19 protein-coding genes and 1 pseudogene are annotated in these 25,906 nt (G+C 69.0%); 9 read left to right on the forward strand and 11 right to left on the reverse strand.

Annotation, left to right across the window (positions count from 1 at the left end; genetic code table 11):
- Positions 1 to 394 precede the first annotated feature (394 nt).
- Entirely contained in the window at positions 395 to 1,234 is an 840-nt protein-coding gene (locus ACZ7LS_RS21710; RefSeq protein WP_385130421.1) for a hypothetical protein, read from the forward strand.
- Between the two features lie 88 nt (positions 1,235 to 1,322).
- Here ACZ7LS_RS21710 and ACZ7LS_RS21715 read toward each other — a convergent pair whose 3' ends face one another.
- On the reverse strand, positions 1,323 to 2,774 hold the full coding sequence (locus ACZ7LS_RS21715) for a cellulose binding domain-containing protein (protein WP_385130424.1): 1,452 nt from the start codon (positions 2,772 to 2,774) through the stop codon (positions 1,323 to 1,325).
- Positions 2,775 to 3,959: 1,185 nt separating this feature from the next.
- Here ACZ7LS_RS21715 and ACZ7LS_RS21720 point away from each other — a divergent pair.
- Positions 3,960 to 4,793 (forward strand): DeoR/GlpR family DNA-binding transcription regulator, encoded by an 834-nt coding sequence (locus tag ACZ7LS_RS21720; RefSeq protein ID WP_385130427.1) that lies wholly within the window; start codon positions 3,960 to 3,962, stop codon positions 4,791 to 4,793.
- Between the two features lie 66 nt (positions 4,794 to 4,859).
- The gene (locus tag ACZ7LS_RS21725) at positions 4,860 to 5,144 is read left to right on the forward strand and encodes a hypothetical protein (RefSeq protein ID WP_382519628.1); all 285 of its coding nucleotides are present in this window, start codon (positions 4,860 to 4,862) and stop codon (positions 5,142 to 5,144) included.
- A gap of 35 nt (positions 5,145 to 5,179) precedes the next feature.
- On the opposite strand, the gene ACZ7LS_RS21730 is transcribed toward ACZ7LS_RS21725, so the two are convergent.
- Genes ACZ7LS_RS21730 through ACZ7LS_RS21740 form a run of 3 tightly spaced genes read right to left on the reverse strand, consistent with a single transcriptional unit; the run spans position 5,180 to position 8,750 of the window.
- Positions 5,180 to 7,477: an ABC transporter permease gene (locus ACZ7LS_RS21730; protein WP_385130431.1), complete on the reverse strand. Its 2,298-nt coding sequence runs from the start codon at positions 7,475 to 7,477 to the stop codon at positions 5,180 to 5,182.
- Positions 7,478 to 7,479: 2 nt separating this feature from the next.
- Complete coding sequence (locus tag ACZ7LS_RS21735) at positions 7,480 to 8,238, reverse strand: ABC transporter ATP-binding protein (protein ID WP_382519631.1); 759 nt, start codon at positions 8,236 to 8,238, stop codon at positions 7,480 to 7,482.
- The gene (locus tag ACZ7LS_RS21740) at positions 8,235 to 8,750 is read right to left on the reverse strand and encodes a PadR family transcriptional regulator (RefSeq protein WP_382519633.1); all 516 of its coding nucleotides are present in this window, start codon (positions 8,748 to 8,750) and stop codon (positions 8,235 to 8,237) included. Before ACZ7LS_RS21740 ends, ACZ7LS_RS21735 begins: the two co-directional genes overlap by 4 nt.
- A 176-nt stretch (positions 8,751 to 8,926) precedes the next feature.
- Here ACZ7LS_RS21740 and ACZ7LS_RS21745 point away from each other — a divergent pair, with 176 nt between their 5' ends.
- From ACZ7LS_RS21745 to ACZ7LS_RS21765, 5 genes are all read left to right on the forward strand, one after another.
- The gene (locus ACZ7LS_RS21745) at positions 8,927 to 10,210 is read left to right on the forward strand and encodes an ABC transporter substrate-binding protein (protein WP_385130436.1); all 1,284 of its coding nucleotides are present in this window, start codon (positions 8,927 to 8,929) and stop codon (positions 10,208 to 10,210) included.
- A gap of 163 nt (positions 10,211 to 10,373) precedes the next feature.
- Positions 10,374 to 12,101: a glycoside hydrolase family 13 protein gene (locus tag ACZ7LS_RS21750; protein ID WP_385130439.1), complete on the forward strand. Its 1,728-nt coding sequence runs from the start codon at positions 10,374 to 10,376 to the stop codon at positions 12,099 to 12,101.
- A gap of 69 nt (positions 12,102 to 12,170) precedes the next feature.
- On the forward strand, positions 12,171 to 13,496 hold the full coding sequence (locus tag ACZ7LS_RS21755) for an ABC transporter substrate-binding protein (protein ID WP_382969608.1): 1,326 nt from the start codon (positions 12,171 to 12,173) through the stop codon (positions 13,494 to 13,496).
- A 10-nt stretch (positions 13,497 to 13,506) separates the two neighbouring features.
- Complete coding sequence (locus ACZ7LS_RS21760; protein ID WP_385130442.1) at positions 13,507 to 14,877, forward strand: carbohydrate ABC transporter permease; 1,371 nt, start codon at positions 13,507 to 13,509, stop codon at positions 14,875 to 14,877.
- Positions 14,874 to 15,797 carry a carbohydrate ABC transporter permease gene (locus ACZ7LS_RS21765; protein ID WP_382519640.1) on the forward strand — a complete coding sequence of 308 codons (924 nt, stop codon included), beginning with the start codon at positions 14,874 to 14,876 and terminating at the stop codon, positions 15,795 to 15,797. Before ACZ7LS_RS21760 ends, ACZ7LS_RS21765 begins: the two co-directional genes overlap by 4 nt.
- 120 nt (positions 15,798 to 15,917) lie before the next feature.
- Here ACZ7LS_RS21765 and ACZ7LS_RS21770 read toward each other — a convergent pair whose 3' ends face one another.
- The 4 genes and pseudogenes from ACZ7LS_RS21770 to ACZ7LS_RS21785 form a co-directional block, all read right to left on the reverse strand.
- A complete protein-coding gene (locus ACZ7LS_RS21770; protein WP_382519642.1) occupies positions 15,918 to 16,760 on the reverse strand; it encodes an endo alpha-1,4 polygalactosaminidase in 843 nt (280 codons plus the stop codon).
- A gap of 232 nt (positions 16,761 to 16,992) precedes the next feature.
- Positions 16,993 to 17,763: pseudogene (locus tag ACZ7LS_RS21775) on the reverse strand (GH12 family glycosyl hydrolase domain-containing protein); the annotation flags it as partial.
- A 103-nt stretch (positions 17,764 to 17,866) separates the two neighbouring features.
- The gene (locus tag ACZ7LS_RS21780) at positions 17,867 to 18,751 is read right to left on the reverse strand and encodes a spherulation-specific family 4 protein (RefSeq protein WP_385130445.1); all 885 of its coding nucleotides are present in this window, start codon (positions 18,749 to 18,751) and stop codon (positions 17,867 to 17,869) included.
- A 477-nt stretch (positions 18,752 to 19,228) separates the two neighbouring features.
- Positions 19,229 to 20,047: a DeoR/GlpR family DNA-binding transcription regulator gene (locus tag ACZ7LS_RS21785; protein WP_382875928.1), complete on the reverse strand. Its 819-nt coding sequence runs from the start codon at positions 20,045 to 20,047 to the stop codon at positions 19,229 to 19,231.
- A gap of 398 nt (positions 20,048 to 20,445) precedes the next feature.
- Between ACZ7LS_RS21785 and ACZ7LS_RS21790 the strand changes: the two genes are divergently transcribed.
- The gene (locus ACZ7LS_RS21790) at positions 20,446 to 21,327 is read left to right on the forward strand and encodes an MBL fold metallo-hydrolase (protein WP_382519646.1); all 882 of its coding nucleotides are present in this window, start codon (positions 20,446 to 20,448) and stop codon (positions 21,325 to 21,327) included.
- Between the two features lie 111 nt (positions 21,328 to 21,438).
- On the opposite strand, the gene ACZ7LS_RS21795 is transcribed toward ACZ7LS_RS21790, so the two are convergent.
- From ACZ7LS_RS21795 to ACZ7LS_RS21805, 3 genes are all read right to left on the reverse strand, one after another.
- Positions 21,439 to 22,017 (reverse strand): TetR/AcrR family transcriptional regulator, encoded by a 579-nt coding sequence (locus ACZ7LS_RS21795; protein WP_382519648.1) that lies wholly within the window; start codon positions 22,015 to 22,017, stop codon positions 21,439 to 21,441.
- A gap of 159 nt (positions 22,018 to 22,176) precedes the next feature.
- Positions 22,177 to 24,282: a glycosyl hydrolase family 28-related protein gene (locus tag ACZ7LS_RS21800; protein ID WP_385130449.1), complete on the reverse strand. Its 2,106-nt coding sequence runs from the start codon at positions 24,280 to 24,282 to the stop codon at positions 22,177 to 22,179.
- Positions 24,283 to 24,642: 360 nt separating this feature from the next.
- Positions 24,643 to 25,791, reverse strand: a complete 1,149-nt coding sequence (locus ACZ7LS_RS21805; protein ID WP_385130452.1) for a cytochrome P450 — start codon at positions 25,789 to 25,791, stop codon at positions 24,643 to 24,645.
- Between the last annotated feature and the right edge of the window lie 115 nt (positions 25,792 to 25,906).

The following is a 25,906-nucleotide window of genomic DNA, read 5'->3' on the forward strand; positions in this document are numbered from 1 at the left end:
CCGGGAGCGGCCGTCTCCGGCCCGATCCCCCGCGCTGTGGGGGGCCGAGGACGCCTCGGTCCCGGCGACGCCGACGGCCGTCTGACGGCCGGCCACCTGCCGATACACGGGCGGACGCCACGGCACGGACCCTGCGGTGTCAGTGGCGTGTGGTGTGATGTGAAGCAGTACGTATGTTCGATGTGGCGAGCGAACGTCCGTGCTCCGGTGCGCTTTTCGCGGGAAGCCGGGCACCCGGGCCCGGTACTCGCCATACCGGTCCTGAGGGCGACGGCCCCGGACACCGTGCGCACCAGACCTCGGGCGCGGCTCGGACCGCCGCCCGGACGGAGTCGGAGGCCGGCCGCTGTCGGCCTCCGTGTTGAAACACCGCACATCCCTGAAGGAGTACGTGATGACAAGGAAACACACCATACTGACGGCCGCGGTATGCGCAGGCGTCGTGCTGGGCGTCACCGGTTGCGGCGACGGGAACGGCGACGGCCAGAAGTCCGGCGGCGGGAGCGGGAGCACCGTGAAGGAGCAGGACCGTCAGAAGTCCGGCCCGGGGGACACGGAATCCTCTTCCGCCGGCCGGAAAGCACCCTCGGGAGTGGAGGGGCTTCCGGCCCGGGACATCCTGGCGAAGGGCACGGAAGCGATCACGTCGGCCAGCACGCTGCGCGTCTCCACGGCGGATTCCAGCACGAGTTCCATCGACCTGACGATGGACAAGACGGGCAACTGCGCTGGCACGGTCACCACTGAGGGCTTCACCAGCCGCCTCATCAGGAAGGGCGACAAGGTCTGGTTCAAGCCGGAGGACGCGTACTGGAACGACCCGGCCGTCAAGGGCGTTCTCACCAAGTTCCCCGAGGCCAGGGGAAAGTACATGCACGGCACCGCGGAGAAGTCCTTCTCGCTGGCGCTCGTCTCGGCGTACTGCGAACTCGGGTCGGCGGACGGGTTCGCGAAGCTCTCCGGTGACGGACAGAAGCTGACCAAGGGCGCCGTGACCACTGTTGAGGGCGTGAAAGCCGTGCCCGTGCACATCGACTCGGCGAAGGACGGCAAGTGGACGGCGTACGTCGCCACCGAGGGCCGACCCTACATAGTGAAGGCTGACTCGCGGAAGGCGAAGATGACGCTGCTCCTGTCCGACTTCGGGAAGCCGTTCACGGTACCTCCGTCCCCTCCGGCAGGCGAGACGATCGACGCGGTCAAGATCGAGGAAGCCTCCATGACCACCGGCTGAGACGGCCCGCGCGGCGGGAAGGCCGCCGCGCCGGTCCGGGGCGGGCACCACCCCTCCCTGCCCCGGCCCGGTGCGGCCCGGTGCGGTGTTACGCCGTCGCCCGACAGGACTGCCCGTTCACCCGGACGTCCGAGACCCACGCGCCCTCGGGGTAACCGTTCAGCACCAGGCCGACGGTCATGGTCGCTCCCGCGGAGAAGGTCCGGTTGTAGTCGGCCGCGCCGACCGACACCCGGCGGCCCTCGGTGGTGTAACGGCCGTGCCACAGCCGGCCGACGCGTGCGCCCGGTGCGATGTCGAACGTCACCGCCCAGCCCTCGGGGACGGCCCGGCCCGGTCGCAACACCAGGTCCGCCTGCACTCCGTCCGGCCAGGTGTTCCGCGCCGCGAAGCGTACGGTGCAGTCGGCGCCGTCGCTCGACGCGGGGGGCTTCTCGACCGGTGGCTTCTGCTTCTCCTGCCCTGCGGACGACGACGGGCCGGAGCTGCTCGGGGACAGGGACGGGCGCTCGGACGTGCTCGCCGGGGGAGAGCTGGTACGCGCGTCTTCCGGGTCCTCCGCGGGCGGCGGCGGAATCGTCCACTGCCGCTGGGGCGGCGACGCAGCGGACGGCGGCCCGCCTTCGGCCGCCGGGTCGTCACGCAGTGCGTAAGCCGCCATCAGGATCAGCGCGACGCCGCTGACGGTTCCCACCAGGGCGGACAGCCGGCGCCCGGTGCGCAGCCCGCCGCCATTCGCCCGGGGAGAGGGCAGCGGGCGGGTCCTGTCCTCGGGTGCGGCGGACGCGGCCACCACCGGATGCTTCCGCCTCCGTGCGACATAGGCGGGGCCACGCCACCGCAGGGCGGCCTCGGCCAGAACCGTGGGGAGGGACGGGTTCCTGGCATTCAGGCACGTGAGGGCTTCCGCGCATCTCTCGCAGGAGCCGAGGTGCTCCGGCAGGTCCGAAGGGGGCGACGGGGCGCTCTCCCGGGCCATGGCATCCAGCATGCCGGCGTACGAACGGCACGTGGAATCGGCGAGTTCGAGGCGGTGCGTGCTCCAGCACCGTTCCCGGAACTCCGCCGACACACGGTCGACCTCCGCCGATACGTCCTGGGCGGAGCGCCCGAGCCGCCGTGCGAGTTCCGGCACCGGCACCGCCTCCACACGGCTCCACCAGAACAACTCCCCGTCGGACGGGGCAAGTGCTCTCAGGCCGCGCAGAGCGAGCGAATCCTCGTTGAAGGCGAGCCGCCGACGGCCCTCCTGGGCGCTGCTGTCCTCCAGCCACCGCAACAGCGCGGGCGCGAGGTGCTCGCGCCGCGCGTCCGATGTGCTCCACACGACCGCGGTGTCGAGAACCCAGCGCAGGGCGCGCGGAACGCTGGGGAGTTCGTCGGCCCAGGAAGCGGATCGCGGCGACGTCCGCGCACGACCGCAATCGACGGCCTGCGCGGCGAGTTCGGCCCCCGCGGCGCGGCTGCGCGTACACATCCGCGCGTAGGCCATGACGGGACCGAGTTCGTCTTCCCAGAGTCTGAGGCCGAGATCGGACACCGCTTTCCCACCGTCGACGACCGACCGGCGCCTTGGCATCCTGGAAGCAAGCCAGTGAGACACGAGTCCTCTTTCGTGGGCAGCGGTGTGAAGCGAGGTACCGCCCGACACGGACGGCCTCGGTCAAGGCACTTCGCGTCGCGGACGCCGTATCGCCGTGTGCGTCGCGTGCCGCTCGCAGCGTGGCATGAGGGCCATCCCCGAAACAACATCCGTCCCCCTCCCGGCAGATGGTCCGCCATGGTCCGGACACCCGGGAGCGCTTGGCGCCCTACCGGCTGAAACAGGGCAGAGCGCGCGCCCGTTCCGGCACCGGGCACACACCGGGCCGGCCCCTCGGGAAAATGGCGTGCGCCGCCCTTCTCCGCCCGTGGGAGCCCCTTTCCCCCGTCTCCCGCCGACCGGGATTTCCACCTGAGTCCCACGGCCGCGCGGACGGACCACTCACGGGACGCCACGCGCTCCAGAACAATAAAAGCGCTCATGAATGGTGAGCGTTCGCGCCGCGTTCCGCGGCGGTCCCCCTCCGTGGCGACAAGAGCGCGAGGGGCGTTGTCAGTGGCGTGTGTTCGGGTGATGTGCATGGGTATTTTCGATGGAACCAAAGTGACGCCGGATGTTCCCGCACTTACCGCGTCAGTCCGGAGCCGGCCCTCTGCCGCTGCCCGGTTCGCCCTGCCGGGACACAGCGGGCACAGCGGGCTCACAGCCGAGGCGCACTTCTCTCCCCTTCGGGCGGAATCGACCTCTCAGGTGCCATTGGCACCCGGGGACCTCCGAAACGCTCACGCCAAATGATCACTTCACCCGCAGGCGCGAATAATGCAACAAGGTTGCATTATAGTTGCCTTGAAAGCTAACGCCTCTGGCGCTTCTTTCCGGGCAATGCGAGAGGGATCCTGCCGGCGTACGACGGGTGGGAGCCGACCCGGCCGCACGATCTGCCGGCCGGTGAGCGGCGACGGCCGAGCCTGAGGTAAGGAGTCCAGCGCCTTTCGCGCACCAACCGCCCGGCACTGTCGCCCCGTACATCTATCGCTCCATCACGGAACCCCCATCGGAACGGCCTCACGGGAAATTCCATGAAATCGGATAACGAGTACTCGCGCCCGAGACTTTCGGACATGTTCCCCGGCAGAGCGCCTCTACGGGATATCACCCAGGAGTTCGCCGACATTCCTGTGCATGGATTCGGCAGGGCCGCCGGTGAATGACAGGACACGGGACGAACGCATCTCCCGGATTTTGACGCTCCTTGCGCAACGCGGAGAATTGCAGGTACGCACCCTCCAGGACATCCTCGGCACTTCGGGGGCCACGGTACGGCGGGATCTGGCCGGGATGGAGGGACAGGGGCTCATCCGCCGCTCCTACGGAAAGATCATGGCAGCCCGGCCCGGGGCCGAACTTCCGGTGAGCCTGCGGCGCTCCCAGAACACCGAGGCCAAACGCCGTATCGGTGCCCTGGTCTCGTCCCTGATTCCGTACCGTCCGCTCACCATGGCCCTGAGCGGCGGCAGCACGGTGGGGTTCGTCGCGAGAACTCTCGTCGGCCGCGCGGACCTGAAGGTCGTGACGAACGGGCTTGACACAGCTGCCCAGTTGATGACCCGGCAGGTGGTCCAGGTCGTCGTCACCGGCGGAACCGCCAGACCGCTGTCGAACGATCTCGTGGGAAAGGAGGCGGAGAAGTCGCTGCGCTCCTACCGCTTCGACTTCGCGGTCGTCGGCGTGGACGGCATCAGCCCCAAGGCCGGGCTCACACGGCACAGTTACCGGGGCGCCGAGGTCGACCGGGTCATGCTGGAGCAGGCCGACCACGCGATCGTCGTCGCCGACAGCTCGAAACTGGGCCGAGTGCATCAAGCGAAGGTCGCCGACCTCGGCTCCGTCCGCACCATCGTCACCGACTCGCATGCCAGCGCCGCCATCGTCGCGGCCCTTCGGCAGACCGGTGTGACGACGACCCTGGTCGTGGCCCCTCCCGCGCCCACGGGCAGTCGCACCCGGTTCACCTAGGCCGGCCGGCGGCGCCGCTTTCACACCACGTCCGGGGCGTGTTGTGAAAGTCCCGCCTGGCCCGCCGTGAGCCAGGCCGAACTCATGGTGACGGCCGGGTTGACGCCCACCCAGGTGCCGGCCGCAGGTACCAGCGGCGCGGCGCGACAGTGCGTGCGCCCCGACCTCGGCACGCTGGCCCCCGGCAAGCGCGCCGACCCGCTCGTACCGAACGCCGATCCCACCGCGGACATCGGCGGCCTTCGCGACCTCAGCATGGTGATCCTGAACGGCGGGCTCGCCGTCGACAGGCGCCAGCCAGGTCTGGCCGGGTGGTGTCTTCAAATGATCTTGTGTGGTGGATTCTGGTAGCTCCTGAAGCGGGCGTGACATTGAGAAGACAACTCCTAGCCGACGACGCCGATCGTGTCCGCCAGTCGGCGGCGGGCCGCCCGGGTGGCGGGAAGGAGAGCCAGGGAGACAGCGCCCGCTACCGCGGCGGTGGCGAGCAGTACGAGATGGAGCAGCGGGGGCGCCTGGGCGACTCCCGCGCCCATCCCGCTGGAGTGTGCCTCGGCGTCGATCAGCCAGTGGGCGAGGGGCACCCCGAGCGCCGTGCCGGCCACCGCCGCGAGCAGGGCCGTGGAGCCGATGGCCGTCACCGTGACCGCGGTGATCTGCCCAGGGGAGAATCCGATCGCCTTGAGCGCGAGCAGATCTCGCTCCCCAGCCCGTACGCTGCCGCCGATCGCCGTCAACAGTTCGATGAGACCGATGAGCGCGAGCACGGCGACCACGCCCACGACGACGCCCGGCATCGGGGAGAGTCTGTCGCCCGGGCTCGTGACCTCGCGGATGTCGAGGCGCCCCCGGGAGGCATCCGTCAGAGCCGTACGGACCTCCTCGGGGTCGGCTCCGGCGCGCAGCCGGAGTTGGTAGAGCGTGGGGCTCAGGCCGGGATCGTTCTGGCGGAGGGTGTCGAGCGAGGTGGAGATCACCCGGCCGCTGTTCTCGGGCTCGATGCTGCGGCCCACGATGTGCAGGATCTGCGGTCGTCCGCCGACGGTCATCCGCACCCAGTCACCGATGCTCACATCGAGAAGGTCGAGCAGCCCCTGGCCCGCGACGGCTTCGTCCGGCCCGTCGGCAGGTCTGCCCTCGGCGACCGTGAAGGGGTAGGGCTCGTCCCGGGTGCCGAGGCCGCGCAGTGCGATGGTCCCTGTCTGTCCCGGTACGAGCGCCGCCACCTCGACGCCCGGGTGCGCCGCCACGACCTGCTCGCCCGCTTCGAGTATCGAGCGCGCCTCGCGGTCGCTCAGTCCCTGGTCGGCGCGTGCGGTGAGAGCGGCCGCCATTCCCATCTGCGCGGGCCTGCTTTCGAAGCGGCCGACGGTGGTCCAGGCGCTGAGAGCCACGGTGATCAGCAGCAGTGGCAGTGCCAGCCGGACGACCGTCGCCGGTGTCCTGTGGCCGCGTACGAGAGCCCGGTGCCAGCCGAGGACCAGGGCCGCCGGCACACCAAGTGCCAGTCCTCTCCCCGCTGTTCTGGAGAGCCGGCCGGAGGGTGCCGCCGTCGGCGGAAGCGCGGGCACGGGCGGCACCCGTCCCGCCCGCCAGGCGGCGAGGCACGTGGCGGCTCCGATGAAGAGGACGGCGCCGACCGGCACGGCGAGCAGTGTGGTGGAGTGGCCGGGCAGCCGCTGCCAGACGTCGACCGCCTCGCCGAGCCTGCCGGGGATCCGGCCGACGAGCGTCTCGGTCAGCACGGTCGCGATGAGCGCGCCCAGCAGGGCGAGGGCGACGTGTTGTGCCAGGAAGACCCGGGTGACCTGCCCGGGGGTGAATCCGATCGCCTTCAGTACGGAGATGTCCCGCAGGTGTCCGCGTACCCGTGTGCTGATGGCCCCGAAGACGGCCAGTGCGGCGGCGACCAGTGCGCCGAGTCCGAACAGCGCGAGCACTTGCCCGAGCAGCCGGGTGTCGCCCTGTGCCTCGGCGCGCGCCTGTTGCCAGTTGGAGACGTCGGTCACGGTTCCCGCGCCGAGTTCGGTGACGGCGCGCTGGATCGCGTAGTCGGTGTCGTCGGGCTCTGTCAGCAGCAGTCCGGTGATCTGCCCCGACCAGGTGCCGCCCGCGCTCTCGACGGCGGAGGGCAGCGCCCATACGGTGCCCTTTCGCTCGCCGGGCCGGTAGCGGGGTTCCGGACTGTCGGCGACACCACGGACGGTCAGGGTCCTGCCGCTGCCGGGAACGGTCAGGGTGTCACCCGGTTCGGCCCACAGGGCGCGGGCCAGGCTGCTCTCCAGGACCACACCGTCCGGGCTGCCGGAGGTGAGCCACTGGCCGGAGGTGATGAGCGGCCGTCCGTTGACGGGTGGGGTCTCGTCGGCGCCGCGCATTTCCACACCGGCTCGGGCGCCGTGGGATTCGACGGTGGCGGACGCGGTGCGGAAGGGGCCGGACAAGGCTTCGACGCCGTCCAGGGAGGCGAGCCGGCCGGGGTCGGCGGCGGGTCCGGTACGGATCCAGACATGGGCGCCCTGGGACTGGGTGAAGATCCGCTGCCAGGGGTTGGTGGCGTAACCGAACAGGGCGGCGGCGAGCAGCAGGGCGATGACGATTCCGGTGGTGGCCGACACGATGAACAGTGCTTCGCCGCGATGGGTGCGCAGATCGGTGTGCGCCCAGCGAAGGGTTGCCCGCACGGTCAGTCCTTCAGTTCGAGGACGCCGGACAGGCCGGCGCGCCGTGCGGGTGTGTCGCCCAGTTCGGCGTCGTCGGATATCCGGCCGTCGAAGAAGCTGATGACGCGGTCGGCGGTGCTGGCGAGCCGGGCGTCGTGTGTGACCAGGAGGATCGTCTGGCCGCGCTGGTGGAAGCGGGAGAGCAGCCGCAGCACTTCGCGGGTGCCTTTGCTGTCCAGACTGCCGGTGGGCTCATCGGCGAGCAGCAGCCGCGGGTGGTTCACGAGTGCGCGGGCCAGGGCCACCCGCTGCTGTTCCCCGCCGGACAGCTCGCCCGGCATACTGCGCGCTTTGCCTTCCAGGCCCAGTTCGGACAGCAGTTCCTCGCGTTTCGCGCGGGCCTTCTTCCAGGGGGTGCCGGTCAGCAGTGCGGGCAGCTCGATGTTGTCGGCGACCGTCAGGTTCGAGACGAGGTTGAAGAACTGGAAGACGATGCCGATGCTGCGGCGGCGCTCGACGGCCCAGCGCGCTTCGTTGTAGGAGTCGGTGCACTCGCCGTCGAGCCAGACGCTGCCGCTGTCGGGGCGCTGGAGGCCGCCGAGAAGGTGCAGCAGGGTGGACTTGCCGGCGCCCGAGGGCCCGCTGATGGCGACGAACTCCCCACGGCGCACGGTCAGATCCACTCCGCGGACCGCGTGGGCGGGGCCGCCTTCTCCCTGGTGGGTCTTGGTCAGGGCCTCGGCGCGCAGCGCGACCTGGGCGGTGTCGGCCGGCCGGCTCATCGCGGGCCCTCCAGCTCTTCCTGGCAGCGCTCCAGCCAGTCGAGATCGGCCTGGAGATGCAGCATGGCTCCCTCGATCAGCAGTTGGGCGATGCGGTTGTCGCGGTTCTCGGTGATCGACAGCTTCGACAGACCACGCATGATGTTGAGGTATTCGCGTCGCTGCTTGTTGATCAGGCCGATCTGGTCGGCCAGCCCGGTGTGCGAGGCGAGGGCGAGTTTCATGAAGAAGTCGTCCCGGAGCCGGGGCTCGTCCGCCGTCTCCTCGAACCAGACGCTCAGCGCTTCGGTTCCGGCGTCCGTCAGTCGGTAGATCTTCTTGTTGGGCCGGCTTGACTGGGCGATCTCCTCGCCCGCGATCAGCCCCGACTTCTCCAGCCGGCTCAGGGTGACGTAGATCTGGCCGACGTTCAGCTGAGGGTACGCTGCGCCCAGCAGTTGCTCAAGGTCCTGTTTGAGTTCGTATCCGTGGGCCGGCCCTCTGGACAACAGCGCCAGGAGAGGCATGCGCATGCGCGCTCCCTCCTCCCTGGTGTCGGGCCCCGCGTCGAGCGGATTCGTCGCCGCTCGGCCGGTGGGCCCGGATCGCCCTCGTCGTCTGACCGGGCCTAGTATCGCTCATGCCTAACGGGTATACATGCAGGAACCCCGGACGACGATGCCTGGAGGCCTTGCACAGGGAGGAACCCATGCGGTGGATGCGTGCCGCCGGTAGGGCGCTCTTGACCGTCGCCATGGTTCTGACCGGTTACGCCGGCGCCGGTGTTCGCGGCGGCGAGGCGGCCGGCGGGGTACGGGACGGTGCACGCGGGCCGATGACGCTGGCCACGGCCGGGGACCTCACCAACTACCTGGGGCCGTTGCTCGACGACTGGAACCGCGGCCATCCACGGGAGAAGGTCACACTTGTCGAACTCCCGGACTCCGCCGACGAGGCCCGGGCACAGATGATCACGGAGCTGCGCTCCGGCGCCGGGCGCTACGACATCCTCAACATCGATGTCGCCTGGACCTCGGAGTTCGCCGAGGCCGGCTGGATCGCGCCGCTGGAGCCCGGCAGGTTTCCGCTGAAGTCCTTCCTTCCGCCGGTGGTGGAGACCGCGACCTACGCGGGGAAGCTGTACGCCGTCCCGTACGTGACCAACGCCGGGATGCTCTACTACCGCAAGGATCTGCTGGACCGGGAGGGTGAGCGGCCCCCGCGCACCTGGTCCGAGCTGGAGCGCCAGGCGAGGACGATCGCCCCGAAGTACGGTGTCGACGGCTACGCGGGGCAGTTCCTGCCGTACGAGGGCCTGACCGTCAACGCCGCCGAGATGGTCTATTCGGCCGGCGGCTCGATCCTCGGGGACGAGGGCGAGCGGGTGACGGTGGACTCGGCCGCGGCCCGTACCGGTATCGGCCTCCTGGCCCGCGGGGTGCGTGACGGCTGGATCCCGAAGGCCGCGCTGACGTACAAGGAGGAGGAGTCCCGCCAGGCTTTCCAGAACGGCAAGCTGCTCTTTCTGCGCAACTGGCCGTACGCCTTCGCGGGCGCGTCCGGCGAGGGCTCGAAGATCGCCGGGAAGTTCGGTGCCGTACCGCTGCCGGGCAGCGACGGCTCGGGCACAAGCGTTCTCGGGGGGTCGAATCTCGCGGTCGGTACGCATGCCCGGTATCCCGCGTCGGCCAGGGATCTGATCGCCTATCTCACCAGCGACCGGGTGCAGCGCAGAGTGCTGACCGAGGGCGCGCTGCCGCCGGTCAGGGCGTCGGTCTATCAGGACCCGCAGCTCGTACGGCGGTTCACGTATCTGCCGGCGCTGCGCGCGAGCGTGCTGGCCGCCGCGCCCCGGCCCAAGAGCCCGCGGTACGAACAGGTGAGCCTCGCCGTGCAGGCCGTGGTGAACGACGCGATGGCGCAGCATCAGACGCCGGAGGCCGCCGTACGCCGGCTGGCCGTCGAGCTGGCGGCCATCGCGCGCCGCGGCTGATCCCCTCGCCTCTTAGTTACTTGCCAGTCCTAGTTATCCGTTAGGTATCAGACCGACGCCTTTTATCAGCCCCTCTCAGTCCCCAAACAGGGACAAAGAGCCCAACTTCCTTTGCGTTTCGGTCCGATCGTTGACACCGTCTTGAAACCTCTACCTAACATGTATGCATAACCCGCAGGGTCAACTGCGGAAGTCCTTCGCGCAGAAACAAGGTCAACGGGTGAAGCTTCCAGCTCCGGTCGGCGACGGCCCCATACTCTCCGCGGCACGTCCCTGGTGGCGCGACGCGGTGATCTATCAGGTCTATGTGCGCAGCTTCCTGGACAGCACGGGAGACGGAATCGGCGATCTGGCCGGCGTCCGTGCCGGGTTGCCCTACCTCAAGAAGCTCGGTGTCGACGGCATCTGGCTGAGCCCCTTCTACCCGTCTCCCCAGCACGACCACGGCTACGACGTGGCCGACTACTGTGACGTCGACCCCGTCTTCGGCGACCTCTCCGAGTTCGGTCTGCTGGTCGGCGACGCACACCGGCTCGGTGTGAAGGTGCTGCTCGACATCGTCCCCAACCACTGCTCCAGCGAGCACCCGTGGTTCACCGAGGCGCTCGCCTCCGCGCCCGGGAGTGCGGGCCGCGCCCGGTTCCACTTCGCCGACGGCAGGGGGCCCGGCGGTGAGGAGCCGCCCAACAACTGGCACGCGATGTTCGGGGGCCCCGCGTGGACCCGGGTCACGGAGGCGGACGGCTCCCCGGGCCAGTGGTACCTGCACATGTTCACGCCGGAGCAGCCCGATCTGAACTGGCGCAGCCCCGAGGTGAGCGGCTACTTCGACGAAGCGCTGCGCTTCTGGCTCGACCGCGGTGTCGACGGGTTCCGTATCGACGTGGCGGCCGGCCTCTTCAAACACCCGGACCTGCCCGACTCCCCCGATCCCGAGGCCGACGCCCGCACGCGTGACTCGGTGAACCCACTGGCGTGGAACCAGCCCGAGGTGCACGACGTGTGGCGGCACTGGCGGTCGGTCTGCGAGGAGTACACCGCCCGCGACGGCCGTGAACGGCTGCTGGTCGGCGAGGTCTCCGTGCCCACCGCGCGCGAACACGCCCGGTACGTACGCCCGGACGAACTGCACCAGGCATTCTTCTTCGACCTGCTCAGCGCGCCCTGGGACGCCGACGCCTTCCGCAAGGTCATCTCGGAGGCCATGCAGGACATCGCGGGCACCGGCTCCACCGTCACCTGGGTCCTCAACAACCACGACCAGGTCCGGACGGTCACCCGTTACGGGGAGTGCGGCACCGAGAAGAGCGGGCTGGGCGCCGCACGCGCCCGGGCCGCCGCCCTTCTGATGCTGGCCCTGCCCGGTGGGGCCTATATCTACCAGGGCGAGGAGCTGGGGCTGCCGGAGGTCGTCGACCTTCCCGACGACGTGGTCACCGACCCCATCTTCCGGCGCACCGGCAGCCGGGCCCGGATACGTGACGGCTGCCGGGTCCCGCTGCCCTGGTCAGGACACGCGTCCCCGTTCGGATTCACCTCCGGGGCCGACGGGGCCAAGCCCTGGCTGCCGCAGCCCGGCTGGTTCGCCGATCACGCCACCGACCGCGCGCTGGCCGACACCCGTTCCTTCTGGCACCTCTACCGCGACGGCCTGCAACTGCGCTCCGGGCTCCCCCAGTTGGGCGAAGGCACACTGCGCTGGCTGGAGACCCGGCCCGATGTGCTGGCCTTCGTCCGGGGCGACGGGCTCGTCTGCGCCGTGAACTTCGGCACTGCCCCCGTACCGGCCCCGGTCTCCGGCTCCCCACTTCTCTCCAGCGGGCCCTGCCCCATCGGCGTGCTTCCAGGATCCACCGCCGCCTGGTGGATCAGCGACCGCACCGCGCTCTGAGAGCGCCGCCCCCCAGCGCCTCCCCGTGCTCCCGCACGAACCCCATCCACACCCCAGAGGAAGCAGACCATGACGCGACGAAGCGCGATGCTCGTGAGTTGTACCGCGGTGATCCTGGCACTCGGCGCCACCGCCTGCGGCGGTGATCCCGTCACCACCGCGGGCGGCGGTGACAAGTCCCTCGCGGGGCAGACGGTATCCGTCGCCGGCGTCTGGTCGGGGGCCGAGCAGAAGAACTTCCAGAAGGTGCTCGACGCCTTCTCCGAGAAGACCGGCGCCACGACCGAGTTCGTCTCCACCGGTGACAACGTCTCGACCGTCGTCGGAAGCAAGATCGAGGGCGGCAACGCCCCCGATATCGCGATGGTGCCCCAGGTGGGTGTGCTCCAGCAGTTCGCGAAGCAGGGCTGGCTCAAGCCCCTCTCCGCGGCGGCACAGCAGTCCGTGGACGCCAACTACGCCTCGGTGTGGAAGAAGTACGGCAGTGTCGACGGCTCGCTGTACGGTCTGTACTTCAAGGCGGCCCACAAGTCGACCGTCTGGTACAGCCCCGACGCCCTCGACCAGGCGGGCGTCAAGCCGCCGAAGACGTACGCGGAGATGCTCACCTCCGCGCAGGCCGTCTCCGACTCCGGGCTCTCCGCCTTCGCCGTCGCGGGCGAGGACGGCTGGACCCTCACCGACTGGTTCGAGAACATCTACCTCTCCCAGGCCGGCCCCGAGAAGTACGACCAGCTGGCCGCCCACACCATCAAGTGGACGGATCCCACGGTGGTGAAGGCGCTCACCACGCTCGGCACCCTCTTCGCCGACAAGGAACTGGTCGCGGGCGGTCAGAAGGGCGCCCTCAGCACCGACTTCCCCGGTTCCGTAGAGAAGGTCTTCGGCCCCGAACCCGAGGCGGGCATGGTCTACGAGGGTGACTTCGTCGCCGGAGTCGCCAAGGACCAGTTCGGCAGGAAGATCGGCGAGGACGCCACGTTCTTCCCCTTCCCCGCCGTCGACGGCGGAAAGGCCCCCGTGGTCAGCGGCGGCGACGCCGCTGTGGTCCTCAAGGACGGCAAGAACCAGAAGGCGGCCATGGCCTTCATGGAGTACCTGGCGAGCCCTGAGGCGGCGGAGGTCTGGGCGGAGGCGGGAGGCTTCGTCTCCCCGAACAAGAAGGTCGACCTCGCCAAGTACGGCGACGAGACGACACGGCGCACCGCCGAGTCGCTGGTCGAGGCCGGGGATTCGGTCCGCTTCGACATGTCCGACCAGGCGCCTGCCGCGTTCGGCGGAACCAAGGGCATGGGCGAGTGGAAGCTCCTCCAGGACTTCCTGCGCGACCCCTCCGACCCCAAGGCCACGGCGGGCCGCCTCGAAGCCGCGGCCGCCAAGGCGTACCAGGGCTGAGGCGGACATCATGACCGTCACCACCGCCTCCGCCCGGACCGAAGAACCGGCCGGCTCCCCTTCCCGGGGGACGGACACCCGGCAGCGCGCGACGCGGCGCCGGCGGGCCGTCGCCGTCACCTTCGTCCTCCCGGCGCTGCTCCTCCTCGGCGCGCTCGTCGTCTACCCGGTGCTGTTCTCGGTCGGCCGCAGCTTCTTCGACGCGGGCGGCAGCCGGTTCGTCGGCGGCGGGAACTACGCCGAGGTGTTCCGCGACCCGGCGACGCTCAAGGCCATCCGCAACAGCACCATCTGGATCGTCGTCGCTCCGACCGTGCTCACCGGGCTCGGTCTGATCCTCGCCGTCCTGGTGGAGAAGGTGCGCTGGGCCACCGCGTTCAAACTGCTGCTGTTCCTGCCGATGGCCGTGTCGTTCCTCGCGGCCGGAATCATCTTCCGCCTCGCCTACGAGGAGAACCCCGACAAGGGCGTACTCAACGCGGCCGCCGTCGGGGTGCACGACGCCTTCGAGGACTCGGCCGCCTATCCCTCCGCGCGCGCCCGTGACGGCCAGGGTCTGACCAAGGGCTCCGACGGGTCGTACGCGACATCGGACACGGTGTCACCCGGCGGGACGACGGTCCTGGGGCTCGTCGGCGTGGCGCCCAAGGACGTACCGTCCCAAGCCGAATCCGCCTTCCCGGCGGCTGCCCGGGAGGCGGCCGGGACGGAGCTGCGCGGCGTGGTGTATCTGGACTTCGCTCCGGGCGGCGGCGGCGAGCAGGGCAAGGTCGACAAGGCCGAGAGCGGGCTGCCGGAGATGTCCGTCGAGGCGGTCCGGGACGGGACGACCGTCGCCCGTGCCACCACAGCGGCCGACGGCTCCTTCAGCTTCAAGGACCTCGACCCCGGCGCGTACACCGTGCGGCTTCCGGCGGCGAACTTCGCCCCGCCCTACGAAGGTGTCTCCTGGCTCGGACCCGCGCTGGTCACCCCGGCCATCATCGGAGCGTACCTGTGGATCTGGACGGGTTTCGCCATGGTGCTGATCGGCGCCGGGCTGGCCTCGCTGCCGCTTGACACCCTCGAAGCGGCCCGCGTGGACGGCGCGACCGAGTGGCAGGTGTTCCGCAAGATCACCGTGCCTCTGCTCGCTCCCATCCTGACCGTGGTCTTCGTGACCCTGGTGATCAATGTGATGAAGGTCTTCGACCTCGTCTACATCATCGCGCCCGGTCCGGTGCAGGAGGACGCCACCGTGCTGGCCACCCAGATGTGGCTGGTCTCGTTCGGCGGAGGCAACAACCAGGGGCTGGGAAGCGCGCTCGGCGTGCTGCTCCTGCTTCTGGTCATCCCCGCCATGGTCTTCAACGTCCGCCGCTTCCGCAGGAGTCAGTCATGAGCACCACCGCACCCACCCGGCCGGCGGCGGAGGTGAAGCAGCCGGTGTCCACCGGGTCCGCGCGTCCGCGACGCACCGCGGGAAGCCGGCTCAGCCGCTGGCTGGGCAACAGCCTGGTCCAGGCATTCCTCGTCGTGATCAGTCTCGTCTGGATCACTCCGCTCGCCGGCCTGCTCCTCTCCTCGCTCCGCACGGCGCGGGACAACGCGTCGAGCGGCTGGTGGACCACCCTCACCAGCCCGGGACAGCTGTCCTTCGACAACTACACCGCGCTGCTCGGCAACACGGGGATCACCCGGGCGTTCTGGAACACCGTGTTCATCTCGGTGCCCGCCACCGCGCTGGTCGTCGTGATCGCGGCGCTGGCCGGATACGCCTTCGCCTGGCTGGAGTTCCCCGGCCGGGACTGGATCTTCCTGCTGGTCGTGGCCCTGCTCGTGGTCCCGGTCCAGATCGGCCTGCTGCCGGTCGCCAAGCTCTTCGGGCAGCTGGGCCTGTTCGGCACCATCCCCGGTGTGGTGCTCTTCCATGTCGCCTACGGGCTGCCCTTCGCGATCTTCCTGCTGCGCAACTATTTCGCCGACATCCCGCGCGAAATGCTGGAGGCCGCCCGGATGGACGGCGGTGGCGAGTGGCGGATCTTCACCCGGCTCGTCATCCCGGTGGGACGCCCGGCCATCGCCAGCCTCGCGATCTTCCAGTTCCTGTGGGTGTGGAACGACATGCTGGTGGCGCTGCTCTTCGCGGACACGTCGTCGCAGCCGCTCACCGTTGAACTTCAGTCGCAGGTACGGCAGTTCGGCAGCAACATCGACGTCCTGGCCCCGGGTGCCTTCCTCTCGCTGATTGTGCCCGTAGTGGTGTTCTTCGCCTTCCAGCGGCACTTCGTGCAGGGAGTGATGGCGGGGTCCGTCAAGTGATCGCGGCGCCCTGATGCGAGCCCCCGGAAGCGGGCGACGACGGGCCGTGAGGAGGCGTAACCGTCACCGGTTCACGCGTCCTCACGGCCCGCCCGCTCTCCCGCGGATGCGGTGGCCGGGTCAGCAGGTCTCGCGCACGTACCCGCTGCCGCCCGCCGGAGTGACGTCGACGTCCCGTCGGACCACGCTCACGCGGTCACCGTAGACGCACGCGTTCTTCAAGCCGGCGCTCGTGTACTCGATGAAGATGGCGTTGTCGCCGAAGGCCGAGATGTACTGGCCGCACTCGTTCCACCGGGGGTCGCCGCATTCCTCGGCGATCGCGAAGTCGAGCCCGTTGGCCTTTCGGTTGCCGGCCAGTTCGACGGTGTTCTTCTGCGCGACGGCCAGCCCCTCGGCGTGGGCGTGCTGCGAGAGGAGACGGATGTAGGACTGGGCATGGTCGGCGGTGATCCTGCCGTCCACCACGTCACGGGTGAAGGTGTCGTAGTTGTCGAGCTCGACGGCGTCGAAGCCCTTGGACGCGCACTGGTCGATAGAGCCATTGATCTTGTCCGCGATCCGCTGGCGCTTGGCGTCCGTGGTGATGTCGAGGATGACCTCGTCCCAGTCGGGGTCGACGACCGGGCCGCCGGCGTCGGTCAGCAGCAGGTCGCTGTCCCATTCCTGCGGTCCGCCGGCGTCGCCTTCCTGCTGGGTCTGGAAGGCGTTCACGTAGCAGATGTTGTAGAGACCCGGTGCCGGGGACGCCTTCACATCACGGCTGACGACCTTGACCCCGGAGGGCGGGGTGTAGGCCCCGCCGATCTGGTAGTCGAAGGGCGCGTTGACCGGCGGAAGGGTGAAGGCCGGGTTGGCCCCGGCCCTGGTCAGGTCGAGCGCGGTGGCGGCGGCGCCGAGGGTGGTCGCTAGAGCGAGACCGGCCACGACGGCTCCGGTCCTGGAACGGCGGCGGGAGCGCATGGGGAACTCCAAAGGAGGCGTGAGCGCCCGTGAGGGCGGGAGGAAGTGGGAAGGAACGACTCGGGGGTTGGTGGTGCGGTGTACGGGGGCCGGTGCCGGTACGGCAGCACGACGGCCTCCTCGGCGAGCGGCTGACCCGCTCGCCGAGGAGGCCTGTCTCACTGCTGTGGAGCACCGTCGCCGGCCGGCGACGCCGCTGGACGTGTCAGCGCGCGTTCACTTCGGCGGATCAGCCCGTGTTCACTTCGGACGAGAAGGAGTTGACCTTGAGGCCGGCTCCGCCCTCCCACGGTTCGAAGCCCGCCTGGACGCTCGTGAGGTACCACGAGGAGTCGCCGAAGCCTCGGCTGTTGGCGTGGCTGATGAACTCCTTGACGTCGAAGTCGAGTTCGTCGACGGCGGACGGGGCCACATAGGAGATGACCTTGTTCTGGCCGTTGTCTCCCTCCCACACCTGCCATGTCGTCCCCGCCATCGTCACGGTGGTGCCGGTATCGGAGCCGATGGGCTGGATGGGACCGACCTTGTTGGCCCAGATCATGATTTCGACCTTGGACACACCGTCGGTCTTCGGCTCCGGGTCGAGCCAGATGTCGTAGGACGCGTTGTAGACCCCGTCAGCGGTGTAACCGTAGGACACACTGCTCGGGGCGCTGCTGATGGAGCTGATCCGCGCGGGCAGCTTGGTGCCGGGTGAGCACGCCGTGTAGTGGCAGCCGTTGAAGATGGACGGATAGGACTTGGGGGCACCGTTGGTGGGGACCTGGCCCTCGGCCTTCGTCACCTCGAAGCCGGACCCGGTGGGGCTGACACACTGTGCGCCGGCGGGGTTCCACAGATTGTTCTGCACCGTGTACGCGCCGACCGTGGCCCTGTCGTACTGACCGCATATCTCGGCTGCCTGCGCGGGGCCGCCCAGGGTCATCAGCGCGGCCCCCGCGGCGACCGCCGGCAACAGGGCGTAGACGGCGGTTCGCGTGGAGAGTTTCATGCTGTCTTCCATTCATGTGGGGATGAAAGGGAATAGCTCGTGACCTGCCAAGAGCCTGTGACAAGAAGAGAGGGGCCGAGCGCCCGGGGCGGTGCTCGTGCGCGGCCGGCGGACGTCAACGCCGGGCTGTACCGCCGCCGGCGAGGCTGATCTCGGAGTTCCAGTACGCGTCCGGGGGCAGTGTGTCCCAGGGATTCTTGTCCGCCATGGTGTCCGGCGTGACGTAGACATGCCCGGCGTTGCGCTGGCGCGCGAGGTCCATGACGCCACGCATCCGGTTCTCGTCCGGGACGTCATAGACGAGGTGCCAGACCTTGTCCGGGGAAGCGCGGTTCTCCCATGCCTGCGGCTGGTGGCCGCGGTACGAATTCTCGTCGCCCTCGAAGGTGACCAGTGTGTCGGCGGCCTGGGTGTAACACTCCTCGACACCGGTCCCCGGGTTGTCGACGACGACCGCGCCGGCGCCATGGCTGCTCTCGACGTAGTTCTTCAGCTCGATGTACCGGTTGACGTCGGCGTTTCCGGAACCGCAGCGCGCCAGTCCCTCGTCGAAGAAGATGCCGCCGAGTCCCGCGCCACCGTAGAGCCGGTACCAGGCGTCGACATCGGCCTTGATCTGCCGCATCCACTCGTCCGGGTCGGTGGAGCCGGACCGCGTGGTCATGCCGGTGGTACCGAAGTAGCCGGTCGCCACATAGCCGATGACGGTGATGCCGGCGGCGTCGGCCTTCTTGATGGCGTCGGTGTACTGATCGTCACCGTCGCCGGGACCGTTGTACGGGTTGGCGACCGCCAGCCCGACCCCCGTTCCGGACCGGGTGAGCTGGTCCCACAGGGCGCCGGGGTAGAAGTAGGCGGGTACGGAGACCTTCTGGGAGATCGCCTGCGTGGTGGCGCCCGCGGGCGCATCCGGCACGGCGATGGCCGGGACCGCGCAGAGGGCGAGGGCTCCGGCGGCGAACACCCCGCCTATCAGGGAGCGCGTGGAACGCGACGTCATGGTGTACCTCTTTCGTGGGGGGATGCCGGATGGTCGCGTGTGCGTGGGGCGCGGGCACGATCGACCGTCGGCCGGTGGGGCTGTGAGGCGGCCACCAGACGGGTCCTGTGGGTGCCGAATCCGGTAATAACCGGGGTGTGCGCTGGGGACGCACGTCAGAGGGCCTCCTTCCGCGGAACACGACATGGAAAAGGATCGGGGGTACGGACGCTCCTCCACCGCCTACGAAAGGAGGATCGGGAGGGCGCTTCCGCACACCCTAGGAGCTGCTTTTCCGGCTCACAAGGTTTTCCATGACGTGCCGTCATACCGCTTACCCATACTGCTCACTGGTCGCGAGAAGTGGCCTGAATCAGGGGCGAATACACGAGGGTCACCGCGCTCCACAACAATGGATCGAGCCGCGTTCGAAATGCGCACCCGGATTGACCGTTGTGCCGTTCGGCGCGGCCGGGGACCGGTGTGCTCTCCCGCCGGTCACGGCTGACGGCGGCGCTGCTGAACGGCGCCGCCGAGAGGTGGGACAACCACCATGGTTGTCGTCACGCCGGCCTTTCTGAGAGCGGCGACAATGGCGGGATTCGCCTGCGAGTCGGTCACTACGGTGTGGACGGAACCGATATCAGCGACTTTCGCCTGATGCACCCTGCCCAGTTTGGAACTGTCGGCGACGACTATTCTGTGGTCCGCCTGCTCCAGCATGACGCGGTCGATCTCCGCTCCACGGGAGCTGTGCCGCGTGATTCCGGCTGCCGGGCTGATGCCGTCGGCCCCGACGATCGCGAAGTCGAAGCGGTACGAACGCAGCGATTCCTCGGCTCCCTTTCCGACGAGGTCGTTCGAGAGCGACCTGGCGGTTCCTCCGGTGACGACGACGTGGACCATCTGACGCGCCGTGAGGGACGTCGCCGTGTCGAGGCCGTTCGTCACGACCGTCAGATCCGACCGCGCGGCCAGGCACCTGGCGACGCAGTCCATCGTGGTACCGCCGCTCAGCGCGATGGTGAGCGGACGGCTGGGGATCAAGGACGAGGCCAGGGAACCGATGCGGCGTTTCGCCTCGGTGTTCTGGGAATGCCGCAGGCTCACCGGCAGCTCGACGCCACGCCGGGCCGCGGTGACCTTGCCGTAGGAACGGCGGATGAGGCCCGTTTCCTCCATCATCGCCAGATCCCTGCGGACCGTGGCTCCGGAGACTCCGAGAATTCTGGGCAGGAGGTGGACTTTCAGTTCTCCGCGCTGCGACAGAAGTGTGAGAACGATCGAGACGCGCTCGTCGCGTTTCCTGTCGGTCATCGGCCGCTCCGCGGTCGCCTCAACTTCGCCTGCCCTTCCGGCAAACCCGAAGTGCTACGACCTGGAGCCCTCGTTCGCCTGCGCTATGCCTGCCCCGCGACAGCTGTGTGTGAGGCCGCGGACCGCCGCGGCCACACCGGTTGTCGCCCGCCTCCCCCACGCACGCGTGCGGGGGTCTCACGGCGGCGCGCGGTGTTCACGTCTGCCGACGCGGGAGGCGCCGACGGACTGCCACTCTCTCGCGCGCGCTCCCCGAACGGACCAGGGAAAATCCCTAGGCCCAAAACCCGGGAACGGACAGCACACGACCGTCGGCGCCCGCAAGCTGGTGGGCACGAACAGCCCCACCCTTCCCACCGGCGTGGTACAACCGCACACCAAGGAAGCAGGCACGACTCATGGGTGCACTGAACGAACAGTCCGCCGTCCGCTCGCTCGAACTGGGCGACGCCCGCCTCACCTACGTCGTCGACGGAGCGATGGGCATGCTGCCGGAGAGCTTCCTCCCGGCGGTACCCACGCGGTACTGGCAGGAGCATCCGGAGACGCTCGACGAGCACGGCTTCGTGGCCATGTCGGCGGGTGGCCTGCTCGTGGAGCGTGACGGCCGCCGCCTGCTCATCGACGCCGGGCTCGGACCCGTGTCCGGGCCGACCAGGGTCTACGGAGAGCCCGTCGGACACACGAACTCCGGCGCTCTCCCGGACACCCTTGCCGCGCTGGGCATCGCGCCGCACGACATTGAGGCCGTGGCCTTCACCCACCTCCATGTCGACCACACCGGCTGGGCCTTCGCGCCGGAGAAGTTCTTCCCCGACGCCCGCTATCTCGTCGCCGCCGAAGAGTGGGCACCGCACGGCCGCGGCGAGACGGTTCCCGGCGCACCGGCTCAGGACACCATCGAACCGATGAAGAGCGCGCACACCCTGATCTCACACGGGGACGAGATCTTCGATGGCGTGCACGCCCTAGTGACGCCGGGGCATTCCCCCGGACACACCTCGTATGTGATCACCGCGGGAGACGAACGGGTCGTGGTCTTCGGTGATGTCTTCCACATCCCGGCGCAGATCGCTCATCCGCACTGGGGGTCGCGCCCCGACTCCGACAGCGCCGCGGTCACCACGGCGCGCCGGCGCATCGCCGGGGAACTCGCCCGGCCGGGAACGATCGGGTTCGCCTTCCACTTCGGTGACCAGGCATTCGGACGTCTGATCGGCACGCGGTGGGAGCCCGTTGAGACAGAAGCGGTCCTGCCCGCCCCCAGGGCACTCGGATGACACGCACACCACGCGTGGTGCTCCCGGCCCGTCGCGCCAGGCGTTCGCCCGGTGGCGTCCGCCGCTGCCACCGCGGGCGCGGGCCCTTCCCGGGGAGGGACCGCGCACCTTTCACCACACGCCGTGGCCGCCCGCGATCACGGCTCTGAGCTCGTCCAGCGATTCCCGCATCAGCTGGGCCATCTCGCGTTCCTCGGCCGCCATGATCCACCGCTCGAAGCCGACCTTGAAGACGGCGACCCCCGCCTCGGCGGTCAGGCTCGCGGCCGATTCCGCGACGCCGCGTCGGCGCAGGGTGTCGGTGAGCGCGGCCGAGATCGAGGCGAGCTTGATCAGCTCGCGCTCCTTGAGTTCCGGGTTCGCCGTGATGACCGTCTGTCGCTTCCGCGCGTACTCGCGGCGATCGGCGAACACCTCGGAGACGGCGTCAAGGGCCGCCGCCAGCGCGTCGATCGGCGCCGCGGACTCCGGTGCGCCGGCGACCGCCCGTACGAACAGCTCCTGCAACTCGCCGGAGCCGGCGAACAGTACCTCGCGCTTGTCGGCGTAGTGGCGGAAGAAGGTCCGCTCCGTGAGCCCGGCGCGTTTGGCGATCTCCGCCACGGTGGTCTGCTCGTACCCTCGCTCGGTGTAGAGCTCCAGCGCCGCTGTCGCCAGGCGCCCGTGCGCGTTCGGCTCCCATCTGCCCATGGTCAGATCCTACGTGATGACGGCAGCTGACATCAGACGGAGCGAAAACCTCTGGCAGGGGCCACCGCTTCCACACCCTGCCACCACCGCCTGACGAGCGGCGCGGACGCCGCCCGGGCACCGCGCGTCCGCTCGGGCGGCGTGTCGTACCGGTCCTCGTCACCGGGCCGTGGTGACGGGGACCCGCACCGGGTTGGAGGTCACCAGGACCCCGCCGATGGTGGCGCGGGCCGTGATCGACGCCGTGCCGCCGCTCACCGCCCTGACCACGCCCTCGCTGTCGACCGTGGCGACCTTCGGCCGGGAGCTGGAGTAGCTGACGGCGACCGGCGCGGGCGAGACGCTGTCGGCGTTGAGGGCCAGGTCGTCACCGGTGACCGTGATCTCGGACGTGTCCATATCGGCTGTGTTGATCCGCTTGTTGAAGCCGTTGCCATAGGTGTTGTGCGCGAGGGTGATGTCATCCGCGCCGTCGAAGGTGAACAGCGGGGACGGATGGCCGGCGGGCGGCGCGTCCGTGGTCACGGTCGTCGTGTCGCCCACGCGCAGGGCCCGCGAGGGTCCGGTGAGCCGCAGGTGGGCGTAGCGCTCGACGCGGTTGTCACGGAAGGTCAGACTGCCCACGCCGCGGCCGGAGAGAATGGTCCCGCCGGTGAGGTTGAAGTCGTTGTCCTCGATGAGGACGTTGCGGTGCACCGGCTGTCCCGCGACGAAGTCCTGGTTGGTGGGGTCGAAGAAGATGACGGGGCTCGCGGGGCGGTCGAAGACATTGCCGCGGATGGTGACATTCCGTACCGGGCCCGACTCGTACCAGGCACGGGCGTCGGACGAGATGTAGATACTGGCCATGCTCATGCCGTCGAAGCGGTTGTTCTCGATCAGCACCGGCCTGCGCGTCGTCACGAGGATCCCTCGCGTGGGCACGGCCTGGAACGTGTTGCCGGTGATCTCGACGGTCGGCGTGTAGGTGGTGTTCTCGGCCACGTAGTCGCCCGGGGCGGCGAGCACCGCGGCGGGCAGCGCCCGGTCGAGGACCACGGTCATGGTGCGCAGATAGGTGTCCGGGTCCGCACCGGCCGGGACACCGCTGCCGGTCGGTCCGGTCGCCGAGACCACCTTCGCCGTCGCGCCGGGGGCGGCGAGCATGGTGCGCTTGTCGACGAGTTCGACCGTGTCGCCCGGATGGAACTGGGGAAAACCGGACGTCTCGTGGTGCATGTAGCGCAGCCGCAGCGTCTTCCGCTCGGCGGCGGTCACCTGGAGATAGGTGCCGTGGATGTTGATCGGGTCGTCCTGCGGGTTGTCGAAGAGGCTGTTGGTGACGCGCACCGTGCCCTTGACGCCGGACATCTGGATGTGGTCGGCGAAGCCCGAGGTGACCCGGCCACTGCCGCGGTCGGCCTTGAAGGTGACCGAGTCGATGCTGATGTCCTCGCTGAGCTGGCCCACGATGCCGAAGCCGTGCAGATAGCCGAGCCGGAGATGGTCGACCGTGACACGCGACGACTCCCAGAACAGCGCGCCCGGCGTGTCTCTGGTGACCTCGCGCATCTGATACACGTATCCGCGGTCGCCGGGGGTGGCGGCGTCGCCGTACGCGATCCGCAGCCTGTCGCCGCCGAGGTCAGTGATCTTCGTGACGTTCTGGAAGACCGGGTTGGACGTACGCCACGTCCTGTTGGTGGCGGGGTCGTGGACCTGGGAGTAGTCGAAGGAGTCCGTGCCGGTCCAGTACGGCTGTCCGGTGGCCGGGCTCCGCTCGCCGTTCCAGCGCACCGAGGTGCCTTCCACGGCGTAGTCGTACGTCTCGGGGATGTCGATGATCCGGTAGGCCTGCCCGGAGACGACTCCGGCGCCGGCGACCGTGATGTCGACCGTTTTGGGGGCGACCCAGGTCTGCGAGAAGTTGGTGAAGCGCACGTCGCGCGAGCGGATCGCCGCGAAGACGGTCTGGAAGCCGTGGTTGACGATCCTCGACCCGCCGCCGTCGACGACGACGTCCCGCATGTCCTCGACGAGGATGCCGATGTTCTTCGTCTTGAACGCCTGGTCGCTGCCGACCGTGTTGCTGACGTACAGCTCCCGCTTCGGCGTCCGTTCGGGCCAGATGTGGTACGTACCGGGCGGGAAGTGGACGGTGGTGGGGCCGTCCACGGCCTTCGCGTGCGCGATCGCCGCGTTGACGGCCGCCGCGGAATCGGCCTTGCCGGAAGGGTCCGCGCCGAAGTCCGTGACGTCGATGACCGTGCGGCCGGTGTTGTCCACGACGGCCCCACCGTGAAGACCTCCGATGACCGTGGCGGTCTGCGGACGCAGGGCGGGCTGCGCGGTCGCTGTTCCCGTCAGGGCGGTTAACACCCCGACGGCCAGGACAGTGGCTGTGCGGAGGGGACTGCGCCCGCCGAGCCGTGAGCGGGCGGAGCCCGGTCGCGTCAGTCTCATGTCATTCCTTGGGGGGTGTCCGAGGCCAATCATCCGATGTCGTAGCTGGAAGGTAGGGCCGCCACCAAAAAAGAACAAGGGGAGCAACAGAAGTAAACAATCCACGCCATGCTGAACTGAACTGCGCTGGGTGACGGGTGCGTTCACCGTGGACAGCGAAGGCGTGGGGTGCCGTGGATCGTGTCACGTGCTCTTGGTGAGGCGGGTCCAGCCCGCTGGTGGGGCCAGGAGCGTGCGGACGTGCGGCTTCCATCTCCGGATCCGCACATCGCCCCGGTAGCCGCGCAGAATCAGGTAGCCAAGGTGTTCCAGCGCTTTGAGGGCGAATCCGTTGGCCGGGCACATCTCCGCGCCTTTGCCGAAGGGGAGGAAGGCTCGCCGCTGGTCGTCAGCGAGCCTTTCCCAGCGCGACGGATCGAAGTCCAGCGGCTTGTCCCATACGGCACCCGACCGGTGGATCGCGTGTGTGCCGATCATGACATGTTCGCCCTTGCTGACCGGCACACCGCGTATGTCGTGGTCCGTTGCCGACACCCTGACCAGGCGCCACGCGGTCGGGTACAGGCGCAATGTCTCCCTGACCAGAGAGCGGACCTGGTCCGGCCGTACAGCAGGGGTGTTGTACCCGTACTGGATGCCGAGCAGCACGACCCATTCGAGGGTGACTCCGGTGAACCCGACAACGGAGAGTATGAGTCGCTGCAGAAGTTGCGCGCGGTCCGCCGAGGTCAACTCGCCCCGCATACTCAGCACCACATCGACCAGATCGCTCACGTCGACGTCGGTTGCGGCTTCGGTTTCCCGGGCTGGAATCCGTCCGAGCTGTTCGGCGAACCCGGCTCGGATACGGCTTACCGAACGGTGCGAGCGCGTCGCCACGCGGCCGACGATGTCGTCGGCGATGACGCTCGATTTTATGTACGCGTCGACAAGCGAGTTGAGTTCGGCGTGACGAGGGTGCGCGACAACGGGGGCGAAGAAGCGCCGGACCAGCCCCACTCCCCAGCGTTGGTGCCGCAGACGGCCGCGGCTGTCACTCACCTCATGAAGGGCGAAGTCAACATCGAACGATGAAGGGAGATCGTGATGGCTCAGGGCTCTGAGCAGTTCGTGTGACGCCGCCGTCCGGAGCGCCTGGGGAAGAGGCTCAGCACCCAGGCGGAAGAAGCCGGACTGCTGTACATAGTGGTCGGCCGAGTCGACCAGAATCTCCCGGGCGGAATCGGCGTCGGCGACGAACAGCGTCCCGAAGCGGAGCCTGAACGGGCCGTCCGCGTCCGCCGCCAGGCTTTCCCACCGCCGCAGATGACGCCACAGGCTCTGTCTGTCCATGAACAGACAGTCAATCCTTCCGCCCGTACCTGTCACCGTACTGGTTTCGACGCGCACGCATCTCGCCGCTGAGTGCTCGAAGGCATCTGGTGATCCATGACATTGCCGGTCCTCC

It is taken from the genome of Streptomyces sp. NPDC039430 (genome assembly GCF_055639435.1).

Bases quoted from the DNA above. Each gene is read 5' to 3' on its own strand.
- ACZ7LS_RS21760 (WP_385130442.1), top strand. From the start codon at position 13,507: ATGACCGTCACCACCGCCTCCGCCCGGACCGAAGAACCGGCCGGCTCC.
- ACZ7LS_RS21780 (WP_385130445.1), bottom strand. From the start codon at position 18,751: ATGACGTCGCGTTCCACGCGCTCCCTGATAGGCGGGGTGTTCGCCGCC.
- ACZ7LS_RS21720 (WP_385130427.1), top strand. From the start codon at position 3,960: ATGGATTCGGCAGGGCCGCCGGTGAATGACAGGACACGGGACGAACGC.
- ACZ7LS_RS21755 (WP_382969608.1), top strand. From the start codon at position 12,171: ATGACGCGACGAAGCGCGATGCTCGTGAGTTGTACCGCGGTGATCCTG.
- ACZ7LS_RS21750 (WP_385130439.1), top strand. From the start codon at position 10,374: ATGCATAACCCGCAGGGTCAACTGCGGAAGTCCTTCGCGCAGAAACAA.
- ACZ7LS_RS21745 (WP_385130436.1), top strand. From the start codon at position 8,927: ATGCGGTGGATGCGTGCCGCCGGTAGGGCGCTCTTGACCGTCGCCATG.
- ACZ7LS_RS21790 (WP_382519646.1), top strand. From the start codon at position 20,446: ATGGGTGCACTGAACGAACAGTCCGCCGTCCGCTCGCTCGAACTGGGC.
- ACZ7LS_RS21795 (WP_382519648.1), bottom strand. From the start codon at position 22,017: ATGGGCAGATGGGAGCCGAACGCGCACGGGCGCCTGGCGACAGCGGCG.
- ACZ7LS_RS21765 (WP_382519640.1), top strand. From the start codon at position 14,874: ATGAGCACCACCGCACCCACCCGGCCGGCGGCGGAGGTGAAGCAGCCG.
- ACZ7LS_RS21805 (WP_385130452.1), bottom strand. From the start codon at position 25,791: ATGGACAGACAGAGCCTGTGGCGTCATCTGCGGCGGTGGGAAAGCCTG.
- ACZ7LS_RS21735 (WP_382519631.1), bottom strand. From the start codon at position 8,238: ATGAGCCGGCCGGCCGACACCGCCCAGGTCGCGCTGCGCGCCGAGGCC.
- ACZ7LS_RS21785 (WP_382875928.1), bottom strand. From the start codon at position 20,047: ATGACCGACAGGAAACGCGACGAGCGCGTCTCGATCGTTCTCACACTT.
- ACZ7LS_RS21740 (WP_382519633.1), bottom strand. From the start codon at position 8,750: ATGCGCATGCCTCTCCTGGCGCTGTTGTCCAGAGGGCCGGCCCACGGA.
- ACZ7LS_RS21770 (WP_382519642.1), bottom strand. From the start codon at position 16,760: ATGCGCTCCCGCCGCCGTTCCAGGACCGGAGCCGTCGTGGCCGGTCTC.
- ACZ7LS_RS21710 (WP_385130421.1), top strand. From the start codon at position 395: ATGACAAGGAAACACACCATACTGACGGCCGCGGTATGCGCAGGCGTC.